Genomic DNA, 7,524 nt, shown 5'->3' on the forward strand with positions numbered 1-7,524 from the left:
GCCGATTCCGACGAACAGTCCATACGGATGATGCCGTCATGATCGAGATGCATAAAATGGAACGTTTGATCGATCTCTTCATTAACCAGCGTTAAATCCAGTCGGTAATGCTCGGCAATACGCTGCCAATAAGCGATACCGGAGCCGCCCAGCGGATCTACGCCCAATTTTAGCCCGGTGCGTTGAATAGCCAGTATATCCACCACGCTGGCCAACCCTTCAACATAAGGTTGCACCAAATCTTTGGCATGGATATAGCCACTTTGCCAGGCATTGTCCAGCGTCAGGCGTTTGACATCACGCAGATTATACGCCAAAAGCGCATTGGCGCGTTCTTCAATAACTCGGGTAACATTAGCGTCGGCCGGCCCGCCATTGGGCGGATTGTACTTGATACCACCATCCTCTGGTGGATTATGGGAAGGCGTGATAATAATACCGTCGGCTTGAGCGCCGCCGGCGCGATTGTGGCTCAGGATGGCATTGGAAATAGCCGGCGTCGGCGTATAGCCATTATCCGCTTGCACAATCACTTCCACTCCGTTGGCAGTCAGGACTTCCAGCACCGAGATAAACGCCGGTTCGGAGAGTACATGAGTATCTTTGCCCACATAGCAGGGTCCCTTGATACCCTGCTTAGCGCGCTCCTCGGCGATAGTCTGACTGATGGCCAAAATGTGGGCTTCGTTGAAGCTACGGCGTCCTGCGCTGCCTCGGTGTCCCGAGGTGCCAAATATTACCGCCTGGGCGCTGTTGCCTGGCTCAGGCCGGAATACATAATATTGCGACATTAATTGTGCCACGTTGATTAAATCACTCTGGCGGGCGGGCTGCCCGGCGCGGGGGTGATTGGCCATCTGTGTTTCTCCGTTGCTAGTCAATTAAATTTAAGAGTGTCGCAAACTTTTTCTATCAGCTCCGTTGGGAGCTACATCGCCAGTACAATACATTCAATCATACCCCTTTTGCGATCGCTATTGGTATTGGTAATGGCCCAATAAGGAATACCGGACACCTGTTTTAGTTTGATCTGATGGCCGCTTTGCAACAGCATTTGCCTGTCTCCGGAAAAATACGTGCGGATATAGCCGTGCAGTGTTTCGGTAGACATAGCGAAGACCTTCGGCGAAACGGTGTGCAGGGTGATCAGCACCAGCATAAAACGATCCACTATTTTGCGTTGCAAAGCCATAGTCTTCTGAGAACATCTCGGGCAGTGGATGAACAGATTCAGATTTTTCTGAGGGTTTTACCGCAGAAGTTCACCGCCAGGGCGGGGTTGACGCTTCGTCGGCACCAGGTGAACTTCAGTATATATCGCAAAATATCAGAGACACTTTCGCCAATGTGCTGCGTATGGCCAACAATATAATGATAAAGATCTTCATTGAATTTAATAGTTTTCATTGTAATCCGTTAATTTCCACATAAATCAATCACCCCGATTATACAAGTTAAACCCGGGAAAAGAACAGTACCAACTGTCGTTGTAGTGAAAAAGTCAGAGTCTGACTGGGCAATCTGTCCGATGGCTTACGCGCCGTTTTTTCTTGCTGCGGCGTTAATGGTGCCAAACTCTCATGCTAGGCTACTTGATTTTTATCCGTAGCAAAAGGAGCGCTATGAAATTGAACTATCAATTATTGAACTATCGGTTGTAGACGGCACTTCTCCCGGAATAGAGTCTGACTGTGGTGCTGATCCACAATTTGTTCAGCAGTCTGGATAATTTGGGCGTACTGGCCTGGCCCCATCGTCCGCTGACTGAAAATTATCGCACGATGCAAATTGATTTGCGCAACCACGACCTTGGCTATGACACAATGGCGCGAGATATGCTGGCGTTATTGGCCATGCTGCTTATTGAGCTCTGTATCATCTATCATTCCATGGGTGGCAAAGTGGCGCCGGCTCTCTTTGCTTACTGGCACGCGTCAATGAGGCCGGGGTGACGCAGGCACGGTGACGCAGCGCAGCTGATGGAACAGGATATTAAGGATCCGGGAACCATTCAGTTTTTACTGAAATTGTTCCATAAGGAACAATGGTGTTTCGCTCTTGACAGCATCAAACACAACTACGCCGACATTATCAGCTGGCAGACGCAGGCCCCCTGGTCTGGCCGATACTGTTCGTCCGCAGCGGCAATTTCTTCTATCTGGATGACCGTTATCGCGATACTCTCCGCTAGCAACTTCCCCACGCCCGTGCCCACGTAGTGGCCAGTGCCAGCCATTGGGTTTATGCCGAAAAACCTGAGGCGGTGATGCGCGCTGCCGGTGCTCGTTTTCTGGTGGAGGGATGAGGGAGAGGATGGCTAGGCAGTTAGCCATTGTTGCCACCCGCCTCACTGAGGTAGGATGACGGATTTTTGGATACTGGCTACCTCCAGGGCTAAGGACACCGGCGAGCGCTCAGGCTACCCTCCGGAGACCCCGTCGTTTACGGTTACATATTCCCTTCATCAATTATGGAAAAAAATCAAACGGACCGCACCACGCTGGATTTATTTACGGATGAATGCCGCCCGGGACAACCGAAGACCAGTCCCTTTCACAGGATGAGCAGCTTAGAATCAATAAACGTAACCACCTGCGACGCGACAATGTGCCCGAGCTGCGTCGAGTGGATGAGCTAAAAAGGCCCCCCTCTAGCTGACCGCTGACTTAGGGAGGAGGAGGGGCCCCCGCGTTAGCCTGCCGCTCAATTGTTGTGGAACAGGCATCAAGAAGACTGATCGCTGGTCGTGGATCAAGCCTGCCTTAGCTAACCGTCCTTAGTGGGTAGGCATCACGCCGGCAACGGCGCGACGGGTGTTTGATAGTGGCGGGCGGATTTGACGCAAAAAACCCGCCGGCAGGTATCTCCTTAAGTAAAGGTCTGCTATTATTACCCTTATCAGCTTAAGGTTAACGATTGAACATATCATTAATATTTATGAGGTTTTTATATTCATGGCAAGGATAGGCATTTTTTTTGGCAGTGACACCGGCAATACCGAAAGTATTGCCAAGATGATTCAAAAGCAACTGGGTACCGGTGTTGCTGATGTATTTGACATCGCCAAAAGCAGCAAAGAAGATCTGGAACAATACGACCGGCTGCTGCTGGGTATCCCGACATGGTATTACGGCGAAGCGCAGTGCGACTGGGATGATTTTTTCCCCACATTGGAAGATATCGATTTCAGCAGCAAGATTGTTGCGCTATTCGGCTGCGGCGATCAGGAAGATTATGCGGAGTATTTCTGCGATGCGATGGGCACCCTACAGGGCATTATTGAACCTCACGGCGCCACCTTGGTCGGCCATTGGCCCACTACTGGCTATCATTTCGAGGTTTCAAAGGGACTGGCCGACGATAACCACTTTGTTGGCCTAGTCATTGATGAGGACCGGCAGCCCGAGCTCACCGCCGAACGTGTTGACGGCTGGGTCGAACAAGTTCGCAAAGAGATGAATTTAGGTTAACCCTTTACTGCCTTCCGGCTTCCTTGGCCAGCAGGATACCGCATTGTGTTAATAATAAATAATTCCTTTCACATTGATAGCTACAATTTTTAATTTTTTCCGCCAAAAGCAGAAAAGCACTACGCTTTGTGTGATTTTTTAAACCTAAAGAGGTAACATAGTCCTTACCCACTGAGTGGGCTATAATGAAAATGAGTCTCTTTTTCATTCTTGACCGCGCAAATTCTATAGTGAGACAGTGATACATTTTTCTGGCCGACGATTGTTATAGATTATGTTAGCTTATAACTTGATTATCAAGTAACAGGACCAGACCCGCATGACTGACAATAACATCGCATTAAAGAAGGCCGGCCTGAAAGTAACACTTCCCAGGCTCAAGATCCTGGAAGTGTTACAAGACCCAGAATGCCACCACGTCAGTGCGGAAGATCTGTATAAGAAACTGATCGATATGGGTGAGGAAATTGGACTGGCCACCGTTTACCGTGTACTCAATCAGTTCGATGACGCCGGCATTGTCACCCGCCACAATTTTGAGGGCGGCAAATCGGTTTTTGAGCTCACCCAGCAACACCATCACGATCATCTGATTTGCCTGGATTGCGGCAAGGTCATCGAATTTCGCGATGATTTTATCGAGGCGCGTCAGCGTGACATCGCGAAAAAGCACAACATTAAACTGACCAACCACAGTCTCTATCTTTATGGCCATTGCGCGGAAGGCGACTGCCGTGAAGATGAAACCTTGCATGATATAGATAATCCAATCCGCACGTCGTAAAATTCTAACATCCACTCTACTCCGTCAGGTTACGGTTACTTGCCGTACGATCACGATAGTATTAAGAGAAAACGCCGCCAGCAGTTTTTTGCCGTACCTTATACAACGCGTAATATCCTATTTTTCTCTTTCTTGTTCTTGCTCCGAGGCCTGCTCCCACTGTTTCAACCATTCCATCATATCTCCCCTTCGTCGCACCGCTTGGCCATCACTCCTTTCTTTAATGAGTTTATATGCCGATAAATTATTATCATCCTTAGCCCGGTCCTGCCCCGGAAATAAGCATGTGTTCAAGAAACCCTTCGCAGCGCTTGCTAACGTCACCGCTGCCCACTCCCGTACCATCGCGCCCCAGAAAAAAACTCCCAACTCGACGCCGCGACCGAGACACGCTAGTCCATGAAATCGTCCTCACCGCCGATGACCCTAAGGCGTCCTCAGCAGTGGCGAACTAGGATCCTCCGCAGGCGCCGAAATCTTCGCTGTTGCCGGCACGTATGCTCGGTAGCACGTCTCTAATTTTATGCACAAATTAATCATGAGACACTGACTACGCTTCGATCGATGGATACCACATTCGTTCCATACGACAAAGCTGTATATGCTGTTCTGCACAGCCAGACGCCCTTCATCACTGATGCCCACAAGGCGCTAGATGGGAGGGTGCATTCCTGGATCTATTTCAGCGTCGAGAGAAAAAACATGCCGCGTTCGAGGTGTTGACATCCCGCATTAAGCAACTGGTGGGTGACAAGGTAATCCTGTGTAGATTTGCACCACCGGTTGATGTATTAGATAACGCCTGCCTCTGGGCTGACAAGCCCGACCATTATCGGCTACGTCTTAGGTACAATCCGCACGCGTATAGCTTGGATAACCTTGAGGACTTACCTGAGGCGCTGCAGCGGGGGCAGAAAGGATAATACGCAGCGCAATGACCAGCGGATCATGACTCTATATAGGCTAGAGAATAATAAAAATAGAGAATAACGGGAAAAAGATAAACACTTTCCTACGCTACCGGCTCGGAGAGAGAAACCCCACCCTGTGGGAACAGCCTTCACAGCGCAAGCAAGACGGTAGACTCCGACGCCTTCGGCCGGCAGGTTATTCAGGGGTAACGCAACGTAACCTCTCCCCATGTGCCAGACACTAAAAGATAACTGCGCAGGAAAGTAAATATCACATCTCGACTTTTGCAGCCCAGGTGTCACGCAGCCCCACGGTGCGGTTAAACACCGGATGGGAGGGGCTGAAGTAGCGGCTGTCAGCGTAAAAATAGCCTTCGCGCTCAAACTGGAAAGGTTTACCCGTGTTAGCTGACGGCACGCCGGCTTCGACAAAACCCTGACGGATGACTAGCGAATTCGGGTTCAGCGTAGAGAAGAAATCTTCCACTGCTGCCGGATTAGCCTCGCTAAACAACCGGTCATACAGACGAAACTCCGCCGCGACGCCTCGGAGGGCCGATACCCAGTGGATCACACCTTTCACCTTTTGTCCGTCGGCGGGATCTTTACTCAGCGTGTCGGGATCGTGGCGGCAGAAGATGGTGGTGATTTGCCCATGGGCGTCTTTTTCCACACGTTCAGCCTTAATTACATAGGAATTACGCAAGCGCACTTCTTTACCCAGCACCAGACGCTTGTATTGCTTGTTAGCTTCTTCACGAAAATCAGCGCGATCGATAAAGATTTCGCGGCTGAACGGGACGTGGCGGGTTCCCATCTCCGGCTTATTGGGATGGTTTGGCATCACGATATCCTGTTCATGCCCTGCTGGCAGGCTTTCGATGACCACTCGCACGGGGTCGATCACTGCCATGGCGCGCGGCGCGCGCTCGTTTAAATCTTCGCGAATACAGGCTTCCAGCGCGGCTATTTCCACATTATTGTCCTGCTTCGTTACGCCAATGCGGCGGCAAAATTCGCGAATCGAGGCCGCCGTATAACCACGGCGGCGCAGGCCGGAAATGGTCGGCATACGCGGATCGTCCCAGCCCTCGACAATTTTTTCCGTCACCAGCAAATTCAGCTTCCGCTTGGACATGATAGTGTATCCAAGATTCAGCCGAGAAAATTCATACTGCTGGGGATGCACATCAATGGTGATATTATCCAGTACCCAATCATACAGCCGGCGATTATCCTGAAACTCTAGGGTGCATAACGAATGGGTTATCCCTTCCAGCGCATCGGAGATACAGTGGGTAAAGTCATACATCGGATAAATGCACCACGTATTGCCTGTCTGATGATGATCGGCGAATTTAATTCGGTACAACACTGGGTCACGCATCACCATAAATGGAGAGGACATATCGATTTTCGCCCGTAGGCAGGCGCTGCCTTCAGCAAACTCGCCGTTGCGCATTTTGGCGAATAGCGCGCGGTTTTCTTCCACGCTCTGATCCCGATAGGGGCTATCTTTACCCGGACGCGTCAGCGTGCCACGATGTTCGCGTATTTCGTCCGGCGACAGTTGGTCGACATAGGCCAGCCCTTTGTCGATAAGCTCCAACGCATAATCATGCAACTGGTCGAAATAATCGGAGGAGTAGTGAATGTCACCGCTCCAGTTGAAACCCAACCACTGCACGTCGTACTTGATGGAATCGACATATTCCATATCCTCCTTCACAGGATTCGTATCGTCGAAACGCAAGTTGCATTGACCCTGATAATCCTGGGCGATGCCGAAATTGAGGCAAATTGATTTTGCATGGCCGACATGCAAATAGCCATTGGGCTCCGGCGGAAAACGGGTATGCACTGATGTATGCTTACCAGAAGCCAGATCTTCATCGATAATTTGACGAATAAAATTCGTTGGGCTAGCTCCAATCTCACTCATGTTGATATTCCTCTACGCTACAGCACGACATCCATTGCTTTTATGTTCCAACATGCTATGCCGGGATACAATCGTTTGTTAGAGAAATTCTCCATTACAGCTCACCGGCGCAGCAGATTGGTATAGTTAAGGCATCATATACAGCGTGGAATGGTTTATCGTCAAAACACGCCGTTAGTCGCTTGGAGCGTTTTACTGTCGGATATTACGGGCGGTAAGCGCTCTGGGTAGTGTAACCTGCTGCGGACTACAGGCAGACGTTATTGCGGGTAAAAGCGTGGGGTATCATGGTTAGCGCGGTAAGGTAGAGAAAGAAAGGAACATGCCCCGCCCATAACGGCAGCATAGGCGCTTAAGCAGATCGTTGTGGATGACGCCGCGGCCGCTGGCGATCACTTACCGGTGAGATCCAAAAGC

General features: G+C 50.3%; 5 protein-coding genes and 3 pseudogenes. 5 read left to right on the forward strand and 3 right to left on the reverse strand.

Annotation, left to right across the window (positions count from 1 at the left end; all coding sequences use genetic code 11):
- Both BG74_RS15885 and BG74_RS15890 read right to left on the reverse strand, forming a co-directional pair.
- Positions 1-857, reverse strand: a pseudogene (locus tag BG74_RS15885) (phosphoglucomutase); the annotation flags it as partial.
- A gap of 71 nt (positions 858-928) precedes the next feature.
- Positions 929-1,407, reverse strand: a pseudogene (locus tag BG74_RS15890) (replication initiation negative regulator SeqA).
- Between the two features lie 287 nt (positions 1,408-1,694).
- Between BG74_RS15890 and BG74_RS20210 the strand changes: the two are divergent.
- The 5 genes and pseudogenes from BG74_RS20210 to fur all read left to right on the forward strand — a co-directional run bounded on the left by BG74_RS20210 (position 1,695) and on the right by fur (position 4,254).
- Positions 1,695-1,952 carry an alpha/beta fold hydrolase gene (locus BG74_RS20210; protein WP_439895630.1) on the forward strand — a complete coding sequence of 86 codons (258 nt, stop codon included), beginning with the start codon at positions 1,695-1,697 and terminating at the stop codon, positions 1,950-1,952.
- 27 nt (positions 1,953-1,979) lie between these two features.
- Positions 1,980-2,219 (forward strand): hypothetical protein, encoded by a 240-nt coding sequence (locus BG74_RS20215; RefSeq protein ID WP_439895631.1) that lies wholly within the window; start codon positions 1,980-1,982, stop codon positions 2,217-2,219.
- Positions 2,220-2,470: 251 nt separating this feature from the next.
- Positions 2,471-2,631 (forward strand): annotated as a pseudogene (ybfE, locus tag BG74_RS10085) (LexA regulated protein); the annotation flags it as partial.
- 323 nt (positions 2,632-2,954) lie between these two features.
- Positions 2,955-3,470, forward strand: a complete 516-nt coding sequence (gene fldA, locus BG74_RS01875) for a flavodoxin FldA (RefSeq protein ID WP_066596188.1) — start codon at positions 2,955-2,957, stop codon at positions 3,468-3,470.
- A gap of 319 nt (positions 3,471-3,789) precedes the next feature.
- Positions 3,790-4,254, forward strand: coding sequence for a ferric iron uptake transcriptional regulator (fur, locus tag BG74_RS01880; RefSeq protein ID WP_066596192.1), 465 nt, complete (start codon positions 3,790-3,792; stop codon positions 4,252-4,254).
- Positions 4,255-5,436: 1,182 nt separating this feature from the next.
- Here the strand turns inward: fur and glnS are convergent.
- Complete coding sequence (gene glnS / locus BG74_RS01890; protein ID WP_066596197.1) at positions 5,437-7,107, reverse strand: glutamine--tRNA ligase; 1,671 nt, start codon at positions 7,105-7,107, stop codon at positions 5,437-5,439.
- Between the last annotated feature and the right edge of the window lie 417 nt (positions 7,108-7,524).

This window comes from Sodalis-like endosymbiont of Proechinophthirus fluctus (genome assembly GCF_001602625.1).
Classification (GTDB): Bacteria; Pseudomonadota; Gammaproteobacteria; order Enterobacterales; family Enterobacteriaceae.